24 protein-coding genes are annotated in these 25,484 nt (G+C 70.0%); 15 read left to right on the forward strand and 9 right to left on the reverse strand.

Features of this window, described 5'->3' with window-relative positions; translation table 11 throughout:
- Positions 1-119: 119 nt before the first annotated feature.
- The gene (locus ACIA5D_RS14180) at positions 120-2,312 is read right to left on the reverse strand and encodes a transglycosylase domain-containing protein (RefSeq protein WP_396030290.1); all 2,193 of its coding nucleotides are present in this window, start codon (positions 2,310-2,312) and stop codon (positions 120-122) included.
- A gap of 83 nt (positions 2,313-2,395) precedes the next feature.
- Here ACIA5D_RS14180 and cobC point away from each other — a divergent pair, with 83 nt between their 5' ends.
- Genes cobC through cobA form a run of 3 tightly spaced genes read left to right on the forward strand, consistent with a single transcriptional unit; the run spans position 2,396 to position 5,672 of the window.
- A complete protein-coding gene (gene cobC / locus ACIA5D_RS14185) occupies positions 2,396-3,448 on the forward strand; it encodes an Rv2231c family pyridoxal phosphate-dependent protein CobC (RefSeq protein WP_396030291.1) in 1,053 nt (350 codons plus the stop codon).
- Positions 3,445-4,491, forward strand: a complete 1,047-nt coding sequence (gene cobT / locus ACIA5D_RS14190; RefSeq protein ID WP_396030292.1) for a nicotinate-nucleotide--dimethylbenzimidazole phosphoribosyltransferase — start codon at positions 3,445-3,447, stop codon at positions 4,489-4,491. Before cobC ends, cobT begins: the two co-directional genes overlap by 4 nt.
- On the forward strand, positions 4,488-5,672 hold the full coding sequence (cobA, locus tag ACIA5D_RS14195) for a uroporphyrinogen-III C-methyltransferase (RefSeq protein WP_396030293.1): 1,185 nt from the start codon (positions 4,488-4,490) through the stop codon (positions 5,670-5,672). The genes cobT and cobA overlap by 4 nt, the downstream gene beginning before the upstream one ends.
- On the opposite strand, the gene ACIA5D_RS14200 is transcribed toward cobA, so the two are convergent.
- Positions 5,667-7,103, reverse strand: coding sequence for a trehalose-6-phosphate synthase (locus ACIA5D_RS14200; protein ID WP_396030294.1), 1,437 nt, complete (start codon positions 7,101-7,103; stop codon positions 5,667-5,669). The two genes, cobA and ACIA5D_RS14200, sit on opposite strands and share 6 nt — an antisense overlap.
- A gap of 125 nt (positions 7,104-7,228) precedes the next feature.
- Between ACIA5D_RS14200 and ACIA5D_RS14205 the strand changes: the two genes are divergently transcribed.
- The 5 genes from ACIA5D_RS14205 to ACIA5D_RS14225 all read left to right on the forward strand — a co-directional run bounded on the left by ACIA5D_RS14205 (position 7,229) and on the right by ACIA5D_RS14225 (position 11,347).
- The gene (locus tag ACIA5D_RS14205; protein WP_396030295.1) at positions 7,229-7,768 is read left to right on the forward strand and encodes a hypothetical protein; all 540 of its coding nucleotides are present in this window, start codon (positions 7,229-7,231) and stop codon (positions 7,766-7,768) included.
- Between the two features lie 133 nt (positions 7,769-7,901).
- Positions 7,902-9,578: an energy-dependent translational throttle protein EttA gene (gene ettA / locus ACIA5D_RS14210; protein ID WP_396030296.1), complete on the forward strand. Its 1,677-nt coding sequence runs from the start codon at positions 7,902-7,904 to the stop codon at positions 9,576-9,578.
- A complete protein-coding gene (locus ACIA5D_RS14215) occupies positions 9,571-9,978 on the forward strand; it encodes an acyl-CoA thioesterase (protein WP_396030297.1) in 408 nt (135 codons plus the stop codon). The genes ettA and ACIA5D_RS14215 overlap by 8 nt, the downstream gene beginning before the upstream one ends.
- Positions 9,975-10,637: a hypothetical protein gene (locus ACIA5D_RS14220; protein ID WP_396030298.1), complete on the forward strand. Its 663-nt coding sequence runs from the start codon at positions 9,975-9,977 to the stop codon at positions 10,635-10,637. Before ACIA5D_RS14215 ends, ACIA5D_RS14220 begins: the two co-directional genes overlap by 4 nt.
- Positions 10,638-10,768: 131 nt before the next feature.
- Positions 10,769-11,347: a YbjN domain-containing protein gene (locus tag ACIA5D_RS14225; RefSeq protein WP_396030299.1), complete on the forward strand. Its 579-nt coding sequence runs from the start codon at positions 10,769-10,771 to the stop codon at positions 11,345-11,347.
- 100 nt (positions 11,348-11,447) lie between these two features.
- Here ACIA5D_RS14225 and ACIA5D_RS14230 read toward each other — a convergent pair whose 3' ends face one another.
- From ACIA5D_RS14230 to ACIA5D_RS14245, 4 genes are all read right to left on the reverse strand, one after another.
- A complete protein-coding gene (locus ACIA5D_RS14230; RefSeq protein ID WP_396030300.1) occupies positions 11,448-12,701 on the reverse strand; it encodes a PKD domain containing protein in 1,254 nt (417 codons plus the stop codon).
- A gap of 70 nt (positions 12,702-12,771) precedes the next feature.
- On the reverse strand, positions 12,772-13,155 hold the full coding sequence (locus ACIA5D_RS14235; protein ID WP_396030301.1) for a globin: 384 nt from the start codon (positions 13,153-13,155) through the stop codon (positions 12,772-12,774).
- Between the two features lie 41 nt (positions 13,156-13,196).
- On the reverse strand, positions 13,197-14,726 hold the full coding sequence (locus ACIA5D_RS14240; RefSeq protein WP_396030302.1) for an MFS transporter: 1,530 nt from the start codon (positions 14,724-14,726) through the stop codon (positions 13,197-13,199).
- Positions 14,727-14,935: 209 nt separating this feature from the next.
- On the reverse strand, positions 14,936-16,006 hold the full coding sequence (locus tag ACIA5D_RS14245; RefSeq protein ID WP_396030303.1) for a mechanosensitive ion channel family protein: 1,071 nt from the start codon (positions 16,004-16,006) through the stop codon (positions 14,936-14,938).
- A 190-nt stretch (positions 16,007-16,196) separates the two neighbouring features.
- On the opposite strand from ACIA5D_RS14245, the gene ACIA5D_RS14250 reads away from it, so the two are divergent.
- Entirely contained in the window at positions 16,197-16,745 is a 549-nt protein-coding gene (locus ACIA5D_RS14250; RefSeq protein ID WP_396030304.1) for an HNH endonuclease, read from the forward strand.
- On the opposite strand, the gene ACIA5D_RS14255 is transcribed toward ACIA5D_RS14250, so the two are convergent.
- A complete protein-coding gene (locus tag ACIA5D_RS14255) occupies positions 16,742-17,629 on the reverse strand; it encodes a class F sortase (protein WP_396030305.1) in 888 nt (295 codons plus the stop codon). The genes ACIA5D_RS14250 and ACIA5D_RS14255 overlap by 4 nt on opposite strands.
- 7 nt (positions 17,630-17,636) lie before the next feature.
- A complete protein-coding gene (locus tag ACIA5D_RS14260; RefSeq protein ID WP_396030306.1) occupies positions 17,637-18,125 on the reverse strand; it encodes a hypothetical protein in 489 nt (162 codons plus the stop codon).
- A gap of 234 nt (positions 18,126-18,359) precedes the next feature.
- Here ACIA5D_RS14260 and ACIA5D_RS14265 point away from each other — a divergent pair, with 234 nt between their 5' ends.
- From ACIA5D_RS14265 to ACIA5D_RS14275, 3 genes are all read left to right on the forward strand, one after another.
- Complete coding sequence (locus ACIA5D_RS14265; RefSeq protein ID WP_396030307.1) at positions 18,360-18,632, forward strand: hypothetical protein; 273 nt, start codon at positions 18,360-18,362, stop codon at positions 18,630-18,632.
- Positions 18,633-18,684: 52 nt separating this feature from the next.
- The gene (locus tag ACIA5D_RS14270) at positions 18,685-19,083 is read left to right on the forward strand and encodes a DUF5130 family protein (protein ID WP_396030358.1); all 399 of its coding nucleotides are present in this window, start codon (positions 18,685-18,687) and stop codon (positions 19,081-19,083) included.
- Positions 19,084-19,283: 200 nt separating this feature from the next.
- Positions 19,284-19,850, forward strand: coding sequence for a Uma2 family endonuclease (locus ACIA5D_RS14275; protein WP_396030308.1), 567 nt, complete (start codon positions 19,284-19,286; stop codon positions 19,848-19,850).
- Here the strand turns inward: ACIA5D_RS14275 and pepN are convergent.
- Positions 19,847-22,405, reverse strand: coding sequence for an aminopeptidase N (pepN, locus tag ACIA5D_RS14280; RefSeq protein ID WP_396030309.1), 2,559 nt, complete (start codon positions 22,403-22,405; stop codon positions 19,847-19,849). The genes ACIA5D_RS14275 and pepN overlap by 4 nt on opposite strands.
- Before the next feature lie 407 nt (positions 22,406-22,812).
- On the opposite strand from pepN, the gene ACIA5D_RS14285 reads away from it, so the two are divergent.
- From ACIA5D_RS14285 to ACIA5D_RS14295, 3 genes are read left to right on the forward strand one after another with little or no spacing between them, the layout of a single operon-like run.
- On the forward strand, positions 22,813-24,009 hold the full coding sequence (locus ACIA5D_RS14285) for a DUF1015 family protein (RefSeq protein ID WP_396030310.1): 1,197 nt from the start codon (positions 22,813-22,815) through the stop codon (positions 24,007-24,009).
- A 1-nt stretch (position 24,010) separates the two neighbouring features.
- Entirely contained in the window at positions 24,011-24,922 is a 912-nt protein-coding gene (locus ACIA5D_RS14290; protein WP_396030311.1) for an alpha/beta hydrolase, read from the forward strand.
- Between the two features lie 12 nt (positions 24,923-24,934).
- Entirely contained in the window at positions 24,935-25,408 is a 474-nt protein-coding gene (locus tag ACIA5D_RS14295; RefSeq protein WP_396030312.1) for a ribose-5-phosphate isomerase, read from the forward strand.
- Positions 25,409-25,484 lie beyond the last annotated feature (76 nt).

Consider the following 25,484-nt stretch of genomic DNA (forward strand, 5'->3'; position numbering starts at 1 on the left):
CTGCGCTGACGCCGCGGGCTGCGCTGACGCCGCGGGCTGCGCTGACGCCGTGAGCTGCTCCGAGGCGGCACGTGCCGCTTGCGGGCAGCTTGCGGGCCGCTTCGAGGTTTGGTCGGCGGTCAGTCGCCGCTGTCCTCGTCACTGTTGCCGTTGCCGTTGCCGTTATCTCCGTTGTCGCCGCTGTTGCTGTTGCCTTCGTTCTCATCGTCGTCGTGGGTGCCGTGCCAGGCGATCTTCTTGGAGGGTGGGGTGAACTTGAGCTTGGGCTGGCCCTTGAGGGAGTCGCGCAGGGTCTCGGCGACCGTGTACTTCGAGATCGTCGAGCGGCCCGAGCCGACGTAGTCGTTGGGGTCGTCGGGGTCGGCCACGAACGCGGCCGCGGCCAGCTGCGGGGTGAAGCCGCAGAACCAGGCCGTCTTGTTGCTGTCCGTCGTGCCGCTCTTGCCGGCCACGGGCCGGTGCATCGTGCCGTACACCATGGGCGATGTCGACCACCCGCCGCAGCCGCCCTTCGCGGAGCCGTAACCCGTCACGCAGCGGGCGGCGTCCGTCGCTGCCCGCGCGACGTCGGCCGTGACCACCCGATGGCATCGCGGGGCCGCGACCAGCTTGCCGTTGAACTTCGTATTCGTGCCGTCGCGGTTCTGCAGCAGCAGCACCGGCAGCGGCTCGCAATAGTTCCCCTCGGCCGCCAGGGTCGCGAACACGTTCGCCATCTCGATCGGCGTGGCATCGCTGACCCCGAGCGTGAACGCGCCCCATCCCGAGGCGTGCGCGGGGGTGGCCAGCTCGCGGTCGACGTCGGTGCGCCAGGTCAGCCCGAGCCGCTCGGCCATCGCGATCGCCTTCTCCGACCCGACCTTCTCCTCCAGCTGCACGAAGTACGTGTTCACCGACTTGCCGAAGCCGCTCCACATGGTCTGCGTGCCGCTCATCGACTTGCTGGAGTTCTTCGGGCACCAATGCCGGCCGCAGGTCGCCGGGCCGGGCGCGGTGATGTACTGCGACACGTACCGCTCGGGCGCGTAGATCGATGTGTCCAGCGGCATGCCGTCGTCGAGCGCCGCCAGCATCGTGAAGATCTTGAAGGTGGATCCCGCCTGGTAGCCGGCCATGCTGCCGCCGCCGAGCAGCGGGTTCACCGTGTTCGGGTAGGCCCGGTCGCGAGGGTTCGGCTGCAGCGAGTACGTGCGGTTGACGGCCATGCTCACGACCCGCCCGGTGTTCGGCTCGATCACGACCTGGCCGTGCGCATAGCGGCTGCGGCGCTTCTCCTTCGCGAGGACGTGCTTCATCGCGTACGCCTGAATCTTGGGGTCGATCGACGTGACGATGCGGTAACCGCCCCGACGCAGATTCTCCTCGCGCTCCTCGGGCGTGTCGCCGAACGCCGGCTGCTCCCGCCACCACGCCTTCACGTAGTCGCAGAAGAATCCCCAGTCGTTGTACTTGTCCGGGATCGACATGCAGTCGTTGGGCGGCGTCGTCAGCCTCAGCCGGATCTTGGCCTGCTTCGCGCCGTCCGCCTGCGCCGGCGTGATCACGCGCATCTTGAGCATCTGGTCGATGACGTAGTTGCGCCGGTTGGTGGCGGCCTGCTGGTCACCGGCCGCCGGGTCGTACGCGGACGGCGCCTTCACCAGCCCGGCCAGCAGCGCCGCCTCGTTGAGGTCGAGCTGCTCCGGCGTCTTCGAGAAGAACACCTGGGACGCCGCGAAGATCCCGTAAGCGCGATGCCCGAAGTAGGCCGAGTTCAGGTACCGCTCGAGGATCTCCTGCTTCGACAGCCGCTTCTCCAGCTCGATCGCGAGCCGCATCTCCCGCAGCTTGCGCTCGGTGGTCTGCTCGGTCGCCTCGAGCGCCTCCTTCGGCGACTTCGCGCTGTCCCGCAGGGCCATCCGCACGTACTGCATGGTCAGTGTCGACGCGCCCTGCGAGATGCCGCCGGCCTGCCGGTTCGCGACGAATGCCCGGGCGACGCCCTTCGCGTCCACGCCGTTGTGCTCGTAGAAGCGGGCATCCTCGGACGCGACGATCGCCTCGGTGATGTACGGCGACATCTCCTCGATCTTCACGGGCTTGCGATGTTCCTCGTAGAACATCGTGAGCAGCGTCTTGCCGTCCCGCGCGTACAGATAGCTGGTCTGCGCGGACGGCACCTCGATCAGCTCGTCCGGCATGCCGGCGAGAGCGTCGGTGCCGGCCTTGACGCCGAGGCCGGCGAGGGCGGCGAGCGGGTAGGCGAGGCCGGCGATCACGAGTCCCGCGATCAGGCCGGCACGGACGAGGGGAGCGATCTTTCCGGCTGCCACCCCTCGAAGCTATGACAAAAACGTTCATGTACCGACGAAACGGCCGAAGTGAGACGGAGAATACCGTCGGGCATGCTGGTGGCATGACGATCGACCTGGGGCATCACGGCGACACGGAGGTGGGCGCGGGTCTGATCGACCTGGCCGTCAACGTGCGGCACGAGCCGATGCCCGCGTGGCTGGCCGACCCGATCCGCGACTCGTTGACCCAGCTCAGGGCGTACCCGAATGATCTTGAAGCAAGGGCGGCCGTGGCCGGACGTCACCGCCGCGACCCCGGCGAGGTCTTGCTCACCGCCGGCGCCGCCCAGGCGTTCGTGCTCGTCGCGCAGGCACTGAGAAACGCGAAGCGCCCGGTCGTCGTGCACCCGCAGTTCACCGAGCCCGAGGCCGCGCTGATCAATGCCGGTCACGAGGTCGATCGGGTGATCCTGCGCGAGGAGGACGGCTTCCGGCTGGACTCGCGCCTGGTCCCCGACGACGCCGACCTGATCTTCGTCGGCAACCCGACCAACCCGACCTCGGTGCTGCACCCGGCCGACGAGATCGCGAAGCTGGCCCGCCCGGGGCGCGTGCTCGTGGTCGACGAAGCGTTCGCCGACACTACTTTCCGTGATGGCATCGACGGCGAGCCCGAGTCGCTCAGCGAGCGAAGTGATCTTCCGGGACTCGTCGTGCTGCGCAGCCTCACCAAGACGTGGGGCCTCGCCGGCCTGCGCATCGGCTATCTGCTGGCGCCCGCCGGCCTCGTGCGGCGCCTAGCTGCCGCGCAACCGCTCTGGGCGGTCTCGACTCCCGCACTGGCTGCCGCGATCGCCTGCGCGTCACCCACCGCGATCGCCGCCGAGCGCGAGCTTGCACCGCGCGTGGCGGCCGAGCGAGATCATCTGCTTCGCCGGCTCCGGCACGTGCCGAAACTCACGGTCGCCGGCACACCCGCGAGCGCCTTTGTCTCGGTACGCCTGCCGTCCGCCGACAAAATTAGGCTCGAGCTGCGGGAACGTGGCTATGCGGTTCGTCGTGGCGACACTTTTCCCGGGCTGGGCCCCGAGTGGCTGCGGATCGCCGTGCGCGACACTGCGATCACCGATGCTTTCGTGACGACCCTGACCGACGTGATCGAGGAGCGACCGTGACCCTGGAGACGACCGTGGCGGCCATCCGGCCCGCCGATGAGCAGGCCATGGCCGCCGCCCGCGAGCTGCAGGCCCGGCTGACCAAGCCGGCCGGCTCGCTCGGCGATCTGGAGCCGCTCTCGGTGCGCCTGGCCGGCCTCGCCCGCGTCTGCCCGCCGCCGCTGCCCGGGCCGGCCGCGGTCGCGGTCTTCGCGGGCGACCACGGCGTGCACGCCCAGGGGGTCAGCCCCTGGCCGCAGGAGGTCACCGCCCAGATGGTGGCGAACTTCCTGGCCGGGGGAGCGGTGGTGAACGCGTTCGCCCGCCAGGTGGGCGCCTCGGTCACGGTGGTCGACGTCGGCGTGGCGACGCCGCTTTCCGGCGATTTCGTCGACGCCAACATCCGTCGGGGCACCCGCGACATGACCGTCGAGCCGGCGCTCACTCGCGACGAGGCGCGCGCGGCGGTCGAGGCCGGTATCGGTGTGGCCGAGCAGTTGATCGGCGATGGGGCGAAGTGCCTGCTGACCGGCGACATGGGCATCGCCAACACCACGCCGGCCGCCGCATTGATCGCCGCGTTCACCGGTGCCGGCTCCGCCGCGGTGACCGGTCGAGGGACCGGCATCGACGACCAAACTTATGCCCATAAAACCGAGATAGTCGCTGCGGCGTTGGCCAAGCATGTCCCCGACCCCGCCGACCCGCTCGGCGTGCTCGCCACGGTCGGCGGCCTCGAACACGCGGCCCTAGCCGGCTTCATCCTGGGCGCGGCCGCGCACCGCGTGCCGGTGATCGTCGACGGTGTGATCGCCGCGTCCGGCGCGCTGGCCGCGGCCGCGTTCGCCCCCGACGCGATCGCCGCCATGGTCGCCGGGCACCGCTCGGCCGAGCCCGGCGCCACCGTCGCGCTCGCCCACCTCGGCCTGACACCGCTGCTCGACCTGGGCATGCGGCTCGGCGAGGGCAGCGGCGCGGTGCTCGCGCTGCCGGTCGTCGCCGCGGCCGTCCGGGTGCTGCACGAGGTCGCCACGTTCGACTCGGCGGGAGTGTCGGAGAAATGAGCCTCTATCCGTTGGCGCTGCGGCTGACCGGCCGGCGGGTGCTGGTGGTCGGCGGCGGCGCGGTGGCGACCCGGCGGGTGCCGGCGCTGATCGCGGCGGGCGCGCGGATCGACATCGTGGCGCCCGAGCTCACCCCGGCGCTGCAGGGGCACGTCGACGCCGGGCGGGCCACGTGGCAGGCGCGGCGGTTCGAGCCGGCCGACGTCGAGGGGGCCTGGCTGGTGCAGGTCGCGATCGACGATCCGGCCGCGGCCGAGGCCGTCAGTGCCGCGGCCGAGGAGCACAACATCTTTTGCGTACGGGCGGACGACCGCGACGCGGCTACAGCGTGGACCCCCGCCGTGACCCGGCACGATCAGGTCACCGTCGCGGTGACGGACGGTGGTGATCGGCGACGGGCCATGGCCGTACGCGACCTGGTTGCTCACGCGCTGGAGAGTGAGCTTCCCGCCGTGCCCGAGCACAAGGGGGTTGCCCTGGTCGGCGCCGGCCCCGGCGACCCGGAGCTGATCACGGTGAAGGGTCGTCGCCTGCTCGCCGCCGCCGACGTGGTGGTGGCCGACCGGCTCGTGCCCGGCTTGCTCCTGGGCGACCTGCGGCCGGACGTCGAGTTCGTGGACGCCGCCAAGATCCCCTACGGCCCGTCGAAGGCGCAGGAGGAGATCAACCGGATCCTGGTCGAGCGCGCGCTCGAGGGGAAGTTCGTGGTGCGGCTCAAGGGCGGCGACCCGTACGTCTTCGGCCGCGGCGGCGAGGAGGCCCTGGCCTGTGCCGCCGCCGGCGTCCCGGTGCTCGTCGTGCCCGGCGTGACCAGCTCGATCGCGGCGCCCGCGCTGGCCGGCATCCCGGTCACCCACCGCGGCGTCGCCCACGAGTTCACCGTGGTCTCCGGCCACGTGGCGCCGGACAGCGAGCGGTCGCTGGTCGACTGGCCGGCCCTGGGCCGCCTGCGCGGCACGATCGTCGTGATGATGGGCCTGAAGAACCTACCGGCCATCGCGGCCCGGCTCATCGAGGAGGGCCGCCCGGCCGAGACGCCGGCCGCGGTCGTGCAGGAGGGCTCGACCGCACACCAGCGATCGCTGCGCAGCACGCTCGGCGCGGTGGCGCGGGACGTCGCCGAGGCCGGCCTGCGCCCGCCCGCCACGGTGGTGATCGGAAACGTCGTCGGAGTCTTATGACTCCTTCTCGTTCGACGCCGACTCTTTCTCGTTCGACGCGCTGGACGCCGCCTTGAGCTCGTCGAGGAACGACTGGGCCCAGGCGGCGACGTCGTGCGTGCGCAGGTGCCGCTGCATGACCCGCATGCGCCGCTTGAGCTCGCTCGGCTCGGCCCCGACCGCGCGCAGCAGCGCGTCCTTGACCCCGTCCGGGTCGTGGGGGTTGCACAGGAACGCCTGACGCAGCTCGGTGGCGGCGCCGGCGAACTCGCTGAGCACCAGCGCGCCGCCGGTGTCGGCACGGCAGGCGACGTATTCCTTGGCGACCAGGTTCATGCCGTCGCGCAGTGGGGTCACCATCATGACGTCGGCCGCGACGTACATGGCGGCCAGCTCCTGCCGGCTGTAGGACTGGTGCAGATAGTGCACGGCGGGGACGCCGACCCGGCCGAACTCGCCGTTGATCCGGCCGACCTCGCGTTCCACCTTGACCCGCAGCGCCTGGTAGTGCTCGACGCGCTCGCGGCTCGGGGTGGCCACCTGCACCATCACGGCGTCGCCGACCTTGAGCTTGCCGTCGGCGAGCAGCTCGCGGAACGCCTTGAGCCGCAGCTCGATGCCCTTGGTGTAGTCGAGCCGGTCGACGCCGAGGATGACCGTCTCGGGGTCGCCCAGCTCGGCGCGGATCTGCTTGGCCCGGGCCTGCACCTGCGGGTCGGCCGCCATCCGTTCCATCTCGCGGGTGTCGATGCTGATCGGGAAGGCGCCGGCCTTGACCTTGCGGCCGTCCACCTGGATCGACTGGCCTTCGTACCGCAGGCCGAGGAGGTGCCGGGCCAGGCGTACGAAATTTTGCGCCGCCAGCCGCTGCTGGAAGCCCACCAGGTCGGCGCCGAGCAGGCCGCGCAGCACCTCGGCCCGGAACGGCATCTGCATGAACAGCTCGATCGGCGGGAATGGGATGTGCAGGAAGAACCCGATCCGCAGGTCGGGACGCAGCTCGCGCAGCAGGGCCGGCACGAGCTGAAGCTGATAGTCCTGCACCCAGACGGTGGCGCCCTCGTCGGCAACCGCGGCGGCGGCCTCGGCGAAGCGCTGGTTGACCACTCGGTACGCCTCGCGCCAGCGACGCTTGTAGACCGGGGTCTCGACGGCGTCGTGATAGAGCGGCCAGATCGTCGCGTTGGACTGGCCCTCGTAATAGCGCTCCAGCTCTTCGGCGCTCAGCGGCACCGGATGGATGTGGATGCCTTCCAGATCGAACGGCTCCGGCGCTTCGCCGGTGCCGCCCGCCCAGCCGATCCACGTGCCGCCGTGCTCGGTGAGCACGGGATGCAGCGCGGTGACCAGCCCACCCGGACTCGTGCGCCACTGGCGCTCCCCGTCCGGGGTAGTGACCTCATCGACGGGCAGACGGTTGGCAACTACGACGAAGGAACTTCGTTCGGCCACGCTGAGTGCACCTCCGGGTCGTTTCTGTTCCCACCCCGAGCCTACTTTGCGTAGCTGCCCGGGGCGTGCCCAGTCCTCAGCAGCCTCGATGGACCAGGGTGGCTGCCGGGTGCCATCCTGGGCCCGTGACACCGTCCGACGATCTTTCCCCGCCAAGGCGCCCGATCTTCTTCCCTGTGGTCATTGCCACGGTGTTTTTGACGATCATCGGGATGACCGGGGGGTTCGTGCTGGGCGAGCGGCACCGAAACCAGGTCGCCAACCCGGCGGGGGACTCGACCCGGACGCCGGAGGCGGCCCAGTCGTCCTGGACCGACGAGCGCAAGGCCTGCCCGCCGGAAGCGATCGAGTTCGCGGCCAAGGAGGAGCTGCCGACCGACCTGACGCAGATTTTCAAGGTCGTCACGGTGAACCGTACGATTGTCTGGATCTGCCAGGACGGCGCCGGCTCGCTGTACTACCAGTCCCAGACCCGCAGCGACGAAGGCCCCCTCGTCCAGGGACAGAACGGGCTCTTTCTGACCCGGGTGGTGCGCGACGGCGAGAACTCGTTCGAGGCCACCGCGTCGAATGGCAATACTTTCCTGGTCAACACGAAGCGCCTCGAGGTGCGCTTCGCCGATGGCCGGCCGTCTCAGGTCAACAACGTCGAGACGGTCGAGTGAGGGAATCCTGACGCCCCGGGCGGGGTTGTTCAGATGGCCGGAGGGCGACCTGGAAAGATTGCCCCTGCATTCTGCACCTCGTCCGGCAAATCATTCGGCAAGAAAATTCACGATCGCGGAGGTAGGGCGCACCGTGGCCCAGTTCATCTACGTCCTGGAGAAGGCGCGCAAAGCGCACGGCGACAAGGTCGTGCTCGACAACGTGACGCTGAACTTCCTGCCGGGCGCCAAGATCGGCGTAGTCGGTCCGAACGGCGCCGGTAAGTCCACCCTGCTCAAGGTCATGGCGGGCCTCGAGACGCTGAGCAACGGCGAAGCCCGGCTGATGCCCGGCTACACCGTCGGCATGCTCGCGCAGGAACCGCCGCTCAACGAGTCCAAGACCGTCCTCGGCAACATCGAAGAGGCGGTGGCCGAGACCAAGGCCAAGCTCGACCGGTTCAACAAGATCGCCGAAGAGATGGCGACCGACTACACCGACGAGCTCATGGAGGAGATGGGCAAGCTCCAGGAGCAGCTCGACAACGTCAACGCCTGGGATCTCGACTCACAGCTCGAGCTGGCGATGGACGCGCTGCGCTGCCCGCCGCCCGACGCCGACGTCACCCAGCTCTCCGGTGGTGAGCGCCGCCGGGTCGCGCTCTGCAGGCTGCTGCTCGAGGCGCCCGACCTGCTGCTGCTCGACGAGCCCACCAACCACCTCGACGCCGAGAGCGTGAGCTGGCTCGAGCAGCACCTCGCGAAGTACGCGGGCACCGTCATCGCCATCACCCACGACCGGTACTTCCTGGACAACGTGGCGAACTGGATCCTCGAGCTCGACCGGGGGCGCACCTACCCGTACGAGGGCAACTACTCGACGTACCTCGACAAGAAGGCCCAGCGCCTGTCGGTCGAGGGCCGCAAGGACGCCAAGCTCAAGCGGCGCCTCACCGAGGAGCTCGAGTGGGTGCGGTCCAACGCCAAGGCCCGCCAGACCAAGAGCAAGGCCCGCCTGGACCGGTACGACGAGATGGCGACCGAGGCCGAGAAGACCCGCAAGCTCGACTTCGAGGAGATCCAGATCCCGCCGGGCCCGCGCCTGGGCAGCACGGTGATCGAGACCAAGGATCTGACCAAGGGCTTCGACGGGCGCACGCTCATCGACCACCTGTCGTTCTCGCTGCCGCGCAACGGCATCGTCGGGATCATCGGCCCGAACGGCGTCGGCAAGACCACCCTGTTCAAGACCATCGTCGGGCTGGAGAAGCCGGACGCGGGCATTGTCCGTGTCGGCGAGACCGTCCAGCTGTCGTACGTGGACCAGAACCGCGAGGGTCTGGCCGGCAACGAGACGGTGTGGGAGGTCGTCTCCGACGGTCTCGACCACCTGATGGTCGGCAAGGTCGAAATGCCGTCCCGGGCGTACGTGGCGGCGTTCGGCTTCAAGGGCCCCGACCAGCAGAAGCCGGTCAAGATCCTGTCCGGCGGCGAGCGCAACCGGCTCAACCTCGCGCTGACGCTGAAGATCGGCGGCAACGTGATCCTGCTCGACGAGCCGACCAACGACCTCGACGTCGAGACGCTCGGCAGCCTCGAGAACGCGCTGCTCGAGTTCCCGGGCTGCGCCGTGGTCATCTCCCACGACCGGATGTTCCTCGACCGGGTCGCCACCCACATGCTCGCGTGGGAGGGTACCGACGAGGACCCCGACAAGTGGTTCTGGTTCGAGGGCAACTTCGACGCGTACGAGAAGAACAAGATCGACCGCCTCGGCGCGGAGGCTGCCCGGCCGCACCGGGTCACCTACCGCAAGCTCACCCGTGACTGACAAGTTCATCTACGACGTGCCCGTGCGCTGGTCCGACATGGACGCGTACGGGCACGTCAACAACGCGCGCTTCCTCACCCTGTACGAGGAGGCGCGCGTTGCCATGTTCTTCGTCGGCGCGCGCGAGCACGGCCTCGGCTCGTTCGAGGAGGGCATCGTCATCGCCCGGCACGAGATCGACTACCTGCGCCCGGTCGACTACGGCGAGCCGGTGCGCATCGAGATGTGGGTCTCGGAGCAGCGGGCGGCATCGTTCACGGTCTCCTACGAGCTCTTCGACGACGGCGCGCTGGCCAGCCGGGCCAGGTCGGTCTGCGTGCCGTACAACCTGGCCGACGGCCATCCGCGCCGGCTGACTTCCGAAGAGCGCGAGTTCCTCCGTCCCTACGTCGCGTCATGACCACCGGGCACGGGCTGACCGGCGTTCCCGATGCCGGCGCCTTCCTCGCCCGGCTGACCCGGCTCGATCCGGGAGCGCCGGTGCGGCTGCGTGGCTCGGGCGGGCGTACGGCGCTGTGGGCTCACCTGCCCTGGGACGTGCTGGTCACCCGGGAGGTGGCCGGTCGCGGCCCGGACGACGCCACGGTCGCCGCCAACGAGCTGCTCGCGGTGCTGGCGCAGGGCGGCGATCAACTACCGTCCCGGCGGGACGCGCAGTGGCGCTGGCCGTTGCCGCCGTCCGCGAGCGAGACCGTCGAGACCGTCTCGGCCACCGAGCTGACCCGCTTGGCCGCCGCGGCGGCCGGCACGCTGCGGGAGGTGACGGCCGGCGGTCTCTCCGGCCGGGCGGTGGGACAGCGGGTGGTACGCGACGCGCTGCTCGATCACGTGGCGCTCGTTGTGACACCGGCTGCCGGAGAACCGGTCGAGGTGTCACAGCGACTCGTTCAGGCGATCTCTCGAATGGGTTTTCTGGGTCCCGAGGGCGCCGACGTGCCGGACACTAGAGTCAGGATCGCCGGACGATGGGTGGGTCTTTCGGCACCATATGGAGTTGCCTGGCTACAGGCTGTCAGCAAATTGACCGTTATGCCTATAGGTAGTCACCTGAAAGGGTGATGGCGCATCGGCTGACCGGTCGCGCCCTCCCGTTGGGGGGATGACCTCCGCGACCTGTACGGGTACCGTCGGCCCTCGGATCCACTCGCTACGTCCGGCGGTGGGTCTGCTGGGGAGTGAGGTGCGCAACGATGCCGTGGTGGTCATGGCGTCCGGGTTCGGCTGCGGGCAACCCGCCGGATGCCGACGGTGATTCGGCGGTGCGGAGCACCGTGCGGGTCGGAGTTCCGGCTCAGCGCGAGCCGAGCCGGTCTGTTCCGGTCGAAGCGACCAAGACCGAGGAGTCCGAGCAGATCTCGCAGGTGACGCTCGCGCGCATCGGCAAGGCGCTCGACCTGCTCGACATCCGGTTCCTGGCCGACGGCGGCGGCAGCCTGCTGGCGATGTGGGAGCGGCACGCCGTGCTGTTCACCCTCGAGGGCCCCGACGACGAGATCCTGGTGATGCGCGCCCGGCCGCACTCGACGGTGCCGCCGGACTGGGCCGACCGGGCCTACCGCGTGGTCAACGAGTGGAACCACACGCGCCGCTTCTGCAAGGCGTACGTGGGTGACCCCACCGAGCGCGGCCAGTTGCCGATCTACGCCGAGCTGCAGGTCCCCCTCGCCGCGGGCGCCCACGACGCTCTCGTCGTCGAGATGCTCGACTGCGGCGCGGCGGTCGCCACGTCGTTCGTCGATTGGCTCCACGACGAGGGCGCTTTGTTGTAACCAGTTCTGGCTGCCTCGCTGAGCTGGCTGGCGTCGCCTCCGGCATCGCGGGTCGTCCCCTGGTTCTGGGCGCCCCGAAATACGGGGTGATTGCGGGGGCTCACAGCGGGAACATGCCGACTCGGCCGTGGTATTCGCGGCCCAGCTGGTCCGTGTCCGATCCGACCAGCAGGCCGTGTGTGGTGACCACGAAGACGCGTACGCCTACGCCGCGTGCGCGGGTCGGGTTCCAGGAGAGAGCGCGGCCTGTTGTCGGGCTGACCGCGCCGATGCCGGGGCGGGCGACCGCGCCCGGGCCGGGGCCCTTCGCGTCGGTGCCGTACGGGTTGTCGAAGTAGCGCTGGTGACCACCCAGGTAGACGGCGGTCCCGGTCACGGCGACGGCGTACAGCGAGTCGCCGCCGGTGCGCTGCACCCAGGTCGGGTTGTGCCGGCCCGTGCCGCCGGTCTCGAAGCGGGCCGCCGAGTCGCAGAGCCGGTCGGGCGAGGAGGCGCGCCCGGTCGCCGCGACCACGAAGTACGACCCGTCGGGGGAGAACTTCACCTGCCGCAGGTACGTGTCGAAGCCCTTCATGCAAGCCGGCTTGTACGCGTCGGTGTACCAGCTGGTCAGCGCCGCGGTCGGGCCGCCGACGTCGAACATGGCGATCTGCGTACGGTCGTAGCCGCCCGACCGGAGCAGGGCGCCGATCGCGACCAGCCGGCGGCCGTCGGGGGAGATGTCGAAATGCTCGACCCGGGTGCGGCTCAGGCCGGGCGCGGACAGCCGGGGATCGAAGCCGCTGTCGACCGCGCCGGTGGTCGCGTTCATCCGGGCGAGCGCGGCCCGGTTCACGCCGTTGATCGCGGAGAACGTGCCGCCGGCGTACAGATAATTGCCTCGCGCCGTCAGCGCGCGCACGTCGCCCCAATTGATCTTCGCGCCGAACGAGGAGACGCGCTGGCCCGACAGGCTCAGCCGGGTCACGCCGCGCTGGGAGATGCCGTTGACGGACTTGAAGGCCCCTCCGGCGTACACGGTGCTGTCGGCGCCCGGGGTGAGCGCGTAGACCGCGCCGTCCACGGCCGGCGCGAACGAGCGGATCGCGCCGGTGCCCAGGTCGAACGCGAAGATGTTCTTCCGGGCGTACGTGTTGCGGCGGCTGTTGTCGGCGACCTTGGTGAAGGCGCCGCCGACGACGACGGTGTCGCCGACGACGGTCATGCTCCAGACGGTGCCGTCGAGGACGTGCGGCGTCCAGTCGACGGGGTTGGTCGAGACGATCGTGGACTGGGCCATGTCGGCCTCGGCCGGATGGGCGCAGGCGACGGCGGCTGCGACGAGGACGGCGGCGGCGAGCAGGCGACGACGCATGCGGGCGACTCCAGGACGCGGTGATCGGTTGTCATCGAGACAACGAGCCACCCGGTGCGCCGGAAACGTCCTATTCCATGCTATTGACCATGAAGTAGGCCGCTCGCTCCAGGTAGTCCCAGAGGGTCTTGTGATACGGCTCGGGCAGTTCGAGTGAGTCGACCGCGTCGCGCATGTGCTCGAGCCAGGCGTCGCGGGCGGCCGGGTTCACGGTGAACGGCGCGTGCCGCATGCGCAGCCGCGGGTGGCCGCGAGTTGCCGAGTATGTGTTCGGGCCGCCCCAGTACTGCATGAGGAACAACGTCAGCCGGTCGGCCGCGGGACCGAGGTCGTCCTCGGGATACATCGGCCGGAGCAGCGGGTCGGCGGCGACGCCCTCGTAGAAGCGGTCGACGAGCCGGCGGAAGGTGGGCTCGCCGCCGATCGCGTCATAGAAGGTGGGCTCGTCCGTCACCTCTCCATCCTGCCAGCCGTCGGGCCGGCGGACGGCGGCGGTCAGGGCCGCTCGGGTGTGACGCTCGTCGTCGCCGCGTGCGCCGGCTTGTACGGCTTGGACGCGGCCGTGGTCTCGCCCGGCGCCCTGGACAGGTGCGCCGGTTGGTAGTCGTCGACCGGCCCCGCGGCCCGGATCGGCTCGGCGGCCCGGATCGGCTCGGCGGCCCGGATCGGCTCGGCGGCCCGGATCGGCTCGTCGGCCGGGGCGGCGGGCGCGGGCACGACCGGCGGCATCGTCGCGGCCGCCTCTTCGATCGCCGTGTCGAACTCGCTCTTGGCCGGCCAGCGCGCCACCAGCGCGAGCAGCACCACCGAGCCCGCGAGACTCCAGACCCCGACCACGATCGGCAGCCGGTAGCTGTCGGCGAGGACGCCGCCGAGCATCACGCCGGCGAACTGGCTGAGCTGCATGCCGGTCTGCACCACGCCGTACGCCCGCGCGCGATAGCCGTGCGGGATCATCAGCACGAACTTGCCGTTGAGCGTCGGCGACAGCCCGCCCACGAAGATGCCGGAGAGCATCACGAGCAGCGCCGCCACGATCGGCGGCGGGCTGAACAGCGCCGGCGCGAGTACGAGCGCGCCGAGCACCGCGTACGGCCGGATGAGCCGGTCACGCAGGGCCGGGCCGGCCAGGCGGGTGGTGAGCAGCCCGCCGATGACGAAGCCGACCGGGGAGGCCGCCATGATCAGGCCCTGGTCGAGGCCGCGGGCGGCCGGGTCGGTGCTGCCGAGGGCGGCCCAGGCCGCGGCGAGCGCCTCGGGCACCACCGTGATCATCGCGCTCAGGCAGACGAGCACCACGATCGAGCGCAGCACCCGCCGGCCGAAGACGAGCCGGAAGCCCTCGGCCGACTCGTGCAGCAGGTGGGTGCGCTGGGCCCGGGTGCGAGCGGCCGGGCGCGGCCGGACGCCAAGCGTGACGATCGTGGCGGAGAGGGCGAAGGTCAGCACGTCGATGCCGAGGGCCAGCCGGGGGCTGACCACGGTCGCGATCGTGGCGCCGACCATGTATCCGAAGACCTGGGCGGCCTGCGTGGTGGTCTGGTTGATCGCGATCGCGGTGGGCAGCTTCTCGCGGCCCACCAGGTGGGGGAGCAGCGCGGACCGGGCCGATTGCGTGGGCGGCACGCCGAGGCTGGCCAGGAAGACCAGCACCACCATGATCCAGATCGGGATGTGCGGCACCAGCAGCAGCGAGGTGGGCACGATGCGGAACAGGTCGGCGGAGATCAGCACCCGGCGGTACGGGTAACGCTCCGCGAGCGCGGACAGCAGGGTCCCGCCGATGATCCAGGGGAGGAAGCTGACGCCGAAGGCCGCCGCGGACAGCAGGACCGAGTCGCTTTGCTGGTAGACGAGGAGGGTGACGGCTGCCTTGGCCAGATAGTCGCCGATCCAGTTCACCTGCGTGGAGGTGTAGATCGCGCGATACTCGCGTATGGCGAAGACATCACGGAACGTAACCGGTCGGTCGCTTTCCGTCACCGCTTTGGCCGCGTCGGCTTCCCGGGCGGGTTCCTCGGACACCAGGTCCTCCATCGATCTCGGCGCTCGCCGGGTCGCGACGACTGCCGGGCACGCCCGCGGGTGGGCCCGGCGGGAACGTGATGCCGCATGTGCAGATGCTTTAGCTTTAGCGGATTCTGCCCGATCGTCCGAGTCGATGCTAGGGCGTACGGGGGGATTGTCGGCCATTCGGTGGAGGGCCGACATCCCCCGGACGAACTAATCCCAGCTCAAGTGGCACTGCCCTGGTCCGGCTCCGGTTCAGAAGGTCGCACGAAAGCCGGCGGCACCGCCGAGCGCGGCAGCAATCGAGAGGCAGCGATGCGTTCGGAGAGTCCGCCCAGCTCCAGGGCCTCCGTCAGCGCACTACGTAGTTCGCGTTGGACGACCGGCTGGCCGTCCGCGGTGGTCTTCGCGATGGTCCGGATGACCGCGCCGTCGACGGTCAGCTGCTCGACGCCGACCACGTCCGGCGGCTCGAGGAACTCGTTCTTGTGGTCGGCCGATTCGGCGACCGTCCGCGCGGCCGCCTTGAGCACGCCGATCGCCTCCTCCGAGTTGACGAAGCCGATCGGGATGTCGATCACCACGAGCACCCAGCCCTGACTCTTGTTGCCGACCCGCACGATCTCGCCGTTGCGGATGTACCAGAGCACGCCGCGCATGTCCCGGACCGTGGTGATCCGCAGGCCGACCGTCTCGACCACGCCGACCGCCTCGCCCAGGTCGACCGTGTCGCCCACGCCGTACTGGTCCTCGAGCAGCATGAACAGACCCGCGATGAGATCCTTGACCAGGCTCTGCGCGCCGAAGCCGAGCGCCACGCCGACGATGCCGGCGCTGGCCAGCAGCGGGCCGAGGTTGAAGCCGAGCTCGCCGAAGACCAGCAGCGCCGCCATCGTGAAGACCACGGCCGTGACGAAGCTGCGCAGCACCGACCCGATCGCCTCGGCCCGCTGGCGCCGTCGTTCGGGGATGAACTGCCCCTCCTCGGCGGTCTGCGCGGTCCGCTCCTTGAGCGGCTTGAGCAGGGCCGGCATCGAGGCCCGGGTGGTGCTGTTGGTCAGCCGCTGGATCGATCGGTGCAGCAGCCAGCGGATCAGCATGGCGATCAGGATGATCGCGAGGATCCGCAGCGGCTTCGTGATGATCCAGTAGCTGGAGTTGGCCAGCCATTGGTTGCCCGTCCACTCGAAGACGCGGCTGCACACCCAGTCGGTGTTGCAGATCGAGGTCACGTCGATCGTCTTGTAGACGTCGGGCGTCGGCGACGGCGCGGGAGAAGGGGCAAGGAGTAGCACGGGGAGCCACCGTACCGGGCGAACCTGGGCCGCCTTTCAGGTGTCACACAGCCCGCAGACCTCAGACGTTTACCGTCCCGCTACGGATTGCGCTCGCAATTTGGTTATTCATCAGGGACTATTGGCGCACGGACCACGACAGCGACGAACCGGGAGCGGTTGGCAGCACCTACACCGGAGGGTGATCGCGATGCCTGACATACGACCAACAGTGGGCTCATCCGCGTTAGTACTGAACGCCACGTACGAGCCGCTGTGCGTCGTATCGGTGCGTCGAGCGACCATTCTCGTCCTGACCGCCAAGGCAGAGGCCGTCTCCGACGGGGACGGCATCCTGCACAGCGCCCACCAGAACCTCCCGGTTCCGTCGGTGGTGCGCCTCACCCGGTACGTGAAGGTTCCGTACCGCACGCACGTCGGCCTCTCCCGCCGCGCGATCTTCGCCCGGGACGGCGGCCGCTGCGCCTACTGCCGCGGCTCGGCCGAGACCATCGACCACGTGTTCCCGCGCAGCCGCGGCGGCCTGCACGCCTGGGAGAACGTCGTGGCCGCATGCGCCAAGTGCAACCACAGCAAGGGCGACAAGACCCCGGCCGAGCTCGGCTGGAGGCTCCACGCGCTACCGCAAGCGCCACGCGGGGTCGCGTGGCGAGTGCTCGGGCACCGCACGCCAGACCCCCGTTGGGCCGATTGGCTCGACCTACCAGCCGCCCCGGCAGCCTCTGCCGAAGCGGCTTAGTTGTTTTTTGTGGATACCAGCGAGGCGAATACGACGATGTTGTCCTGGTAGCCGGTGTTGCCGCCTAGCCAGTCGCCGCCGCAGGTCATCAGGCGTAGGGATGGGCGGCTGTAGTCGCCGTACACGCGCTGGATGGGCAGTTTGCCCTTGTTGAAGTGCTCGACCGAGTTGACCTCGAAGATCGCCACCGAGTTGTCGGCCCGCAGGACCTCGATCCGCTGCCCCGGCTTCAGCTTGGGCAGGTCGTGGAAGACCGACGGCCCGGTCTTCGTGTCGGCGTGCCCGACGATCAGCGCCGGGCCGAACTGACCCGGCGTCGGCCCGCCGTCGAACCAGCCGGCCTCGTTGTGCCGCCTGAGCGGCGGCACTCCGACCGACGACCCGTCGGTGGACAGACCCACATCGAGGATCGGCGCCGCCACCTTGATCGACGGGATGGTGAGCCGCTCGGGCCGGCTCGGGTCGAGCACCGGGAACGAGCGCGGCGGCGGCTCGCCGGACGACTTGCGGTCGAAGATCTGCGGCAGGTCGATGCTGGTCGCCGCCCCGATGCCCATCGCCACCAGGAACAGGCCGAAGAAGACCAGGCCGAGCACGATCGGCCCGATCGGCCAGGGCTTCCGGCCGCGGCCCGGCCGGGGCGGGTCCTTCGGCTTCGGCCGGGGGTGCGGGGCCCGAAAAGGGTGACGACCCGGCGCCGACGGCGTTGGCGGCAGCGGACCGGTGATGGTCCCCGGCGGCGGAGCGACGATCTGGGCGGGCTGCTTGCGCAGCACCGACTCGGGCATGCGGGAGCCGGGCATGCGGGAGCCGGGCATGCGGGAGCCGGGCATGCGCGAGCCGGGCATGCGGGAGCCGGGCACCGGCGTCGGTCGGCGAGCCACGGGTGCCTCAGCCGAGTCGACGGCGTCGCAGGGTCGTGAGGCCGAGCGCTAACCCGGCGCCGATCACGGCGAGCCCGCTGCCGATCAGCATCGGCGCGTACCGCTCCGGCGCGGTACCGCCGCCACCGGTGGCCGGGCCCTGCGCCGGCTCGACCTTGGCGACCACGTGCAGCGTGGCCGAGGCGGCCTTGTTGTCGGGGCAGTGCAGCTCGAACTTGTAGTCGCCCGGCTTGGTGCTCGCCGGCACCGTCACCGTGGCGCTGAGAAGTCCGAACTGCGGATTCACCGCGACGTTGCCGAACAGCGACGACGAGACGCTCGCCGCTTTGAGGTTGTCGTCACACGAGGCGCGCAGACCGACCTGGTCGCCGGCGGGAACCGTGCTCGGGTTGAGCTCGAGGTAGATGGCCGCGGCCCGCGCCGCCGAAGGGTCCAGGAACAGCACAAACAGGCCCGTGAGGAGCGCCGCCAGGGCGGCAGGGACAGACGTGCGCATGAGATCCCCCTCCTGCCGTCCGCGGGCACAAGGACACGAACGGCGCGTGAGGGTGATTTTCGCACCTCGACGCCAGTTCCGCGTAGATCCCGACGGCGTGAGACCGGTGTGTAGGACTTGGGTTCAAGACCCGACGGTCCGGCACGTCCCGGTCTCCGCTACCGTGACTGTTGTTCGGATCAAATGGGAAACTGGCGCCTGGGGGCGTTGAGGTTGTCGATATCAAGCACCGTATTGGTCTTTTTGATCATTCCGGCCGCCATCATCCTGCTGGTGGCGTCGCTGGTCCTCTCGGGCGGCGACCGCACCAAGCGCACCCGCCGGTACCGGCCGGGCCGGCCCTATGACTTCCAGCCGATCTGGTTCCTGGCCTCGCCCGAGCAGGTCACCGGAACGGCCGTGACCGCCGATGGGCACCAGAAGGCGATCGAGGCGGGAATCCTCGAGGACGCCACCGGACATCGGGTTCTCCCCGGCCCTGTAGGAGGCGCAAGTGACAGTTGGTGAAGTGGGGCGCGAGCAGCCGCTGACCGCGCTGGATCACGCGGGCGGCGACACCCTGGCGGCCGACCCCGAGCAGCTGGGCCCCAACGCGGTTCTGGACGGCCCCTTCACGACCCGGCAGCTGCTGCGCCTCGACGAGGCGCTGAGGGTGGCCGACAAACAGACCGGCCTGACGTTCAGCGTCTACATCGGCGAGCTCGGGACTCCGAGCCGCGAGGCCGCGGAAAACCTGCACAAGCAGATCGACGACTCGGCGCACGCCGTGCTCATCGCGGTCTCGCCCAACCAGCGCAGGCTCGAGATCGTCACCGGCAACGAGGCGCGCAAGCGCATCTCCGACCGCGACGCGAAGCTGGCCGGCCTCTCGATGGCCGCCGCGTTCGCGGGCGGCGACCTCGCCGGCGGCATCCTTTCCGGCATCGACCAGCTTGCCTCCCATGCGGGACGGCACTGAGCTAGCTGGCTTCGCTTCGCTCCGCGGGCAATCGCCTCCTCATCAGCGGGGCGATTGCGGGCGTACGTAGCGGCCCTCGTCGGCGAGCGACGAGGGCCGTTTGCATGTGTGTCAAAAGGCCGTGAAACGTGGCCGAAACATACGCACAGTGAGTAGGCTGGCATGCCACGGTAACGAAGCCGGAGGTGACCGCCTTGGTGATGACGAGTCAGGTTGCGAGCACCCCGCCCCGGTGGAGCGCGCCCGACGGCGTGTGGACCGAGCCCGACCTCCACCTGTTCCCGCAGGACGGCCACCGCTACGAGATCGTCGACGGCTGCCTGCACGTGACGCCCCCGCCGCCGGAATCGCACGACGCGGTCGTCCGCGCCGTCGTCACCACGCTGCGCGCGGCCGCGCCGCCCGGCTGGTGGGTCTGCGACCGCCTCGGCATAGAGATCGGCGAGAGCAATCTGGTGCCCGACGTCACTGTGCTGCGTCCGCGCTCGTCCGGCGCGATCTGGAGCGACCCGGCCGACGTGGCCCTGGTGGTCGAGGTGGAGACTCCGGCGACCCGCCGATACGACCGCATCCTCAAGCCCACGCTGTATGCGGAGGCCGGCATCCACGCGTTCTGGCGGGTCGAGCCGGGCGCCGCGACCCCGCTGCTGCGCACGTACGTCCTCGGCGGCGCCCGCTACCGCCCCGAGCACAGCATCGAGGGCGCCGAGCCGATCAAGCTCGACGCCCCCTATCCCGTCCGCATAGCTCCGGCGGCCTGGATCTAGGCCGCGGCCTCGTCGCGCGCGCGGGCCTTCAGGGCCCGTGTCACGCCGTCGCGGCCCTCGGCCACCAGGCGGCGCAGCGACGCCGGCTGGCCATCGCGGGCCAGCCACGCGTCGGTCAGCGCGATCGTCTCCTCGCTGATCTGGTAGACGGGGTAGCCGAGCATCACGAACTCTTGCGCCGGCTCGCTGTCCGAGCGGGCCCACACGTCGCCCACGACCTCGAAGAACTTCGCCGCGTACGGCGCCGTGAGCGCAACCTGCTTGACGCTCTGGAATCCGGACAGCAGCGACCGGTTGAGCCAGTTCGGCACGCCCTCCTCGCCGGTCAGCTCGGCCCAGACCGCGGCCTTGCTCTCCGCCGTCGGGATCAGCGCCCGCGCGATCGCCGCCTCCCGCTCGCCGCTGGCCGTACGGTCGCCGGACAGCTCGTCCTCGATCTCGTCGAGGCCGGCCGCGCCGAGCGAGGTCAGCGCCTGCAGCAGCGCCCAGCGCAGCTCGGTGTCGACGACGAGGCCTTCGGGCACGCCCTGGCCCGAGAGCCAGCCGCGGAGCACGGCCTGCTCCTCGGGGGTGCGCGCCGCGCTGATGAACGACCGCGCCCAACTCAGCTGCCAGCCGCTGCCCGGTTCGGCGGTGGCCAGCGCCCCTCGCGACAGCTCGGCGAGCTTCGCCCAGCCGGTCGGCTGCCAGGCCGGGTCGGCGTACTGCGCGACCGCGCTGGCCGCCTGCCGCACCGTCCAGGTGGTGAGGTTGATGTCGGTCTCGCGGGGCAGGCCCGAGCAGACCAGCGTGACGTAGTCGCGGGCGGCCATCTCGGCGTCGCGCAGCATGTCCCACGCCGCGTTCCACACCAGCGCACGGGACAGCGACGAGTCGATCCCCGCGATGTGGGTGACCACCGTGGCCAGTGACCGCTCGTCGAGGCGCAGCTTCGTGTACGACAGGTCGTCGTCGTTGAGCAGCAGCACGTCGGCGGCCGGCACCCCGACCAGCGCCGGGATCTCGGTGCGCTCACCGGTCACGTCGAGCTCGAGCATGTCGCGTCGGACCAGCCGGTCGCCCTGCAGGTCGTAGAGGCCGACGCCGATGCGGTGGGTGCGCAGCGTCGGGTACTCGGCCGGGGCCTCCTGCTTCACGACGACGCTCGAGTACGTGCCGTCCACGCCGATCTCGACAATCGGGCGCAGCGTGTTGACCTGGGCGGTCTCGAGCCACTGCGCCGCGAACTTGCGCAGTTCGCGGCCGGACGCCGCCTCGAGCTCGGTGAGCAGGTCGTCGAAGGTGGCGTTGCCCCACGCGTGCTTGTGGAAGTACGCCCGCAGGCCGGTGATGAACGAGTCGATCCCCACGTACGCGACCAGTTGCTTGATCACGCCGGCGCCCTTGGCGTACGTGATGCCGTCGAAGTTGACCTCGACGGCCTCCAGGTCGGGCATCTCGCAGTAGACCGGGTGCGTCGAGGACAGCTGGTCCTGCCGGTAGCCCCAGCTCTTGCGGACCGACAGGAACGTCGTCCACGCGTCGGTGAACCGGGTTGCCTTCGAGTTGCACCAGTGGCTGGCCCACTCGGCGAACGACTCGTTGAGCCACAGGTCGTTCCACCAGCGCATGGTGACCAGGTCGCCGAACCACATGTGCGCGAGCTCGTGCAGGATCGTGTTCGCCCGCTGCTCGTACTCGAAGTCGGTGACCTGCGACCGGAAGATGTAATGCGCCTCGGCGTGGGTCACGCAGCCGAAGTTCTCCATGGCGCCGGCGTTGAAGTCGGGCACCCACAGCTGGTCGTACTTCGGCAGCGGGTACCGCACGCCGAACTGCTCGTGGAAGAAGTCGAAGCCCTGCTTGGTGATCAGGAACAGGTCGTCGGGGTCGAGGTACTGCGCCATCGACGCCCGGCAGAAGGCGCCGAGCGAGATGCCGTCGTGCTCCTCGCGGACCTCGTGGTACGGCCCCGCACAGATGGCGGCGATGTACGTGCTCATCCGCGGCGACGTCTCGAAGTGCACGGTCTTGGCGCCCGGACCGGCCGCGGCCTCGGAACCGACCGGCATGTTCGAGATGACCTTCCAATGCTTCGGCACGGTGGCGTGCCACGTGAACACGCTCTTGAGGTCGGGCTGGTCGAAGCAGGCGAACACCCGCTGCGCGTCGGCCGTCTCGAACTGGCTGTAGAGGTAGATCTCCTTGTCGACCGGGTCGAGGCTGCGCTGCAGGCCCTGGCCGCTCGCCGAGTACGCGAAGTCGGCGTCGACCACCAGCTCGTTCTCGGCGGCGAGGCCGGTCAGCGACAGCCCCTTCTCGGCGGAGAACCCGCCGAGGTCGAGCGAGATCCCGTTCAGCGTTGCCGAGCGCACCGAGGCGGCCGCGGTCTCGATGAACGTCTCGGCGCCGGGCTCGGCGCATCGGAAGGTGACGACGGTGGTCGAGCGGAAGGTGCCGTCGCCCGGATTGCCGTACCCGTCGGTCAGGTCCAACGCGACGTCGTATCCGGTCACCTCGAGCAGGCGGGCGCGATCGGCAGCCTCCACCTGTGTCAAGTTTCGAACTCCGGCCACAGCCACTCTCCTTCAGAGCGCACGAGCTATTCCCCGCCAGAGTATTCGTCCCGGTCGTAGCGCACCTCACCCGGAGTACGTACGGCTGAAATCGGACCAGAAACTCGTGTTCGCACCACCCGCCCCGACTACCGGTCGTTGGATGGGGTAACGAAGACCCACATGAACGAGCGGAGACGGACAGATGTCCGATTCGGAGACGATCGCCACGTCGACAATCGCCGTGCAGCGAGCCGACTGGGTGGGCCTGACGCCCGAAATGGCCGCTATGGTGGCCCCGCCGGTGATCGTCTCGGCGATGCCGGTCGGCCGCCCGCTCGGCGCGTGGCGGAAAGCACAGTTAGCCAGGTCACGCGGGAACATGCCGGTGACTCGGCACCGACGTCCGACCAGGTAAGTTGCGCGCCATGACGGTCGTGCATTCGATCAGCCGGGCCTGGCTCACCACCGGGGCCACCGGCGCGCAGAACTACGACGAGTTCGCCGACGACGCCGAAATCACCGCCATCATCTCCGCCAATCCGCACAGCTCTCTCGCCGTCGAGATGCCCCACCTGGCGCCCGAGAGCCTGGGCAAGTCCTTCGCCGGCTCCCTCCCCGACGCGGTGGCCCGGCTCGCACTGGAGCGTGCCGAGGGCAACTACCTCCCGGCAGAGCACGTCGTCGTGCTCTACCGGATCACCGCGCCCGGCGAGCCCACCGCGTACGGCCTGTGGAGCATGGTCGACACCGACCAGATCTCCGCGAGCGCCGACGAGGCCGGCCTCGTCATCCGCAACGAAGAGGTCTTCATCGAGAAGGTGCGCGAGCGGGTGGCCCTGGCCGGCGCTCTGGGCACGCTGCTCTCGCCCGTACTCCTGCTGCAGACCGCCAAGGGTGACGAGCTGCACGCGGCCCTGGCGGCCGCCACCGACGCGGCGGGGGATCCCGCCGCCACCGACGTCGACCAGTCCGGGCGCACCCACGCCATCTGGCCGGTCGGCCCGGGTCCGCTTCAAGATCAGCTGACCGCGCTGGCCGGCGGCGGCGAGTTGGTGGTCGCCGACGGCAACCACCGCAGCCTCGCCGCGCAGACCGGCCGGCTGCCGCGCTTCCTCGCCGTGGTCACCACGCCCGCGTCGGTCGCCATCCAGCCCTACAACCGGCTGGTCAGCGAGCTGCCGCTGCCGCTCGACGAGCTGCTCAAGCGGCTGGGCGAGGCCGGCGCCACGGTCAACGAGCTGCCGCGTCCGGCCGGCATCCCGGCCAAGGGCACGGTCGAGCTGTACGTGGGCGGCCGCACCTTCGCGGTCGGCCTGCCCGCCGACCCGAATCTGCCGGCGGTGGAAAACCTCGACCACGCGCTGGTAGAGCGGGTGTTGCTCGGCGACGTGCTCGGCCTCGACCCGGGCGACAAGCGGATCTCCTACATCGGCGGCGACTACCCCGCGGCCTGGCTGCGCGGCGAGGTCGACGCCCAGCACGCCGAGCTGGCCGTGCTGGTCGCCCCGGTCACGGTCGACGACTTCGTGAAGGTCAACCTGGAACGGCAGAAGCTGCCCCGCAAGAGCACCTGGTTCACCCCCAAGGCGCGCGGCGGCCTCGTCCTCGCCCAGCTCGACTGACATGCTGCATCCGCAGGTGACGGCGGCGGACAAGATCCGCCGCCGTCCTCCGTCCGACGTGCTCGCGGCCGATCCCTACGCGCAGCTCACGTTCGCCCGCAAGGCGATGGAGGACGCGGTCGACGCCGAGTGCGGCCCCGCCATCCCGCTGGCCGTGGTCGCCGAGGTCGACGCGCACGGCGTGCCCTGCCGTCTCTACGCGACCCGCCCGGACGCCCCGCTCTTCGTCTACCTGCACGGAGGCGGCTGGTCCTACGGCAGCATCGAGACCGTCGACCGCACGTGCCGCCGCATAGCCGACCGCTCCGGCTGCGCGGTTCTCTCGGTCGACTACCGCCTGGCCCCCGAGCACGTCTTCCCCGCCGCACTCGAGGACGTCGAGACCGTCCTGTCCTATGTCCGTAAATCCGACATCGGCGTAGACGCTTCCCGCCTGGCCATCGGCGGCGACAGCGCCGGCGCCCAGCTGGCGACCATCGCCGCGAGACGGCAGCGCGACGCCGGCACCCCGCTCGACCACCAGATCTTGATTTATCCGGCGCTCGACCCGATGACGGCGTCCGCCTCCTACGACGAGGTGGGCGAATACGGCCTCGACCGGGCCGGCATGAAGCTCGCCTGGGCGACCTACATCCCCGACCCGCTGCAGCGCCTGACCCCCGATGCCGCCATCTTCGCGACACCCGATCTCGCCGGCATGCCCAGCACGCTGATCATCACCGCCGAGTACGACGCCCTCCGCGACGAGGGCGCCGACTACGCGGAAGCCCTGGTCAGCGCCGGTGTCCAGGTCGTGCACACCCGCTATATGGGCGTCAACCACGGCTTCGCCCGCAAGCTGGCCGTGATCGACGCCGCACGAGCCGCGACCGACCAAGTCGCGTCCTCGCTGCGCGCCGCCCTGACGTTCTGAGAGACTTCGGACATGCGTGTCTACCTGGGTTCGGACCACGCCGGTTACGAACTGAAGATGCACCTCGTCAACCACCTGACCAAGCAGGGCCACGACGTCGTGGACGTGGGACCGCACGTCTACGACCCGGAGGACGACTACCCGGCCTTCTGCCTGCACACCGGCGCCAAGGTGGTCGCCGACGAGGGCTCGCTCGGCGTCGTCATCGGCGGCTCCGGCAACGGCGAGCAGATCGCCGCCAACAAGATCGAGGGCGTCCGGGCCGCGCTGGTCTGGCGCACCGAGATCGCCCAGCTGGCGAGGCAGCACAACGACGCCAACATCATCAGCATTGGCGCCCGGGAGCACAGCCCCGACGATGCCACGGCCTTTGTGGACACCTTCCTGGCCACGCCGTTCTCGGGCAATCCGCGTCACGCCCGCCGCATCGCCCAGCTGGCCGACTACGAGCAGTCCCGAAAGCTGCCCGACCTCCCGGCTTCCTGACCAGGGACTTTGCCCCCTTTTGGTAGCTCTGGGCGAGTTTCTCTCGCTTCTTTTTCCGTACGGGTCCGGATAAGTC

The sequence above is a fragment of the Actinoplanes sp. NPDC051513 genome, assembly GCF_044454685.1.
Taxonomy (GTDB): Bacteria; Actinomycetota; Actinomycetes; order Mycobacteriales; family Micromonosporaceae; genus Actinoplanes.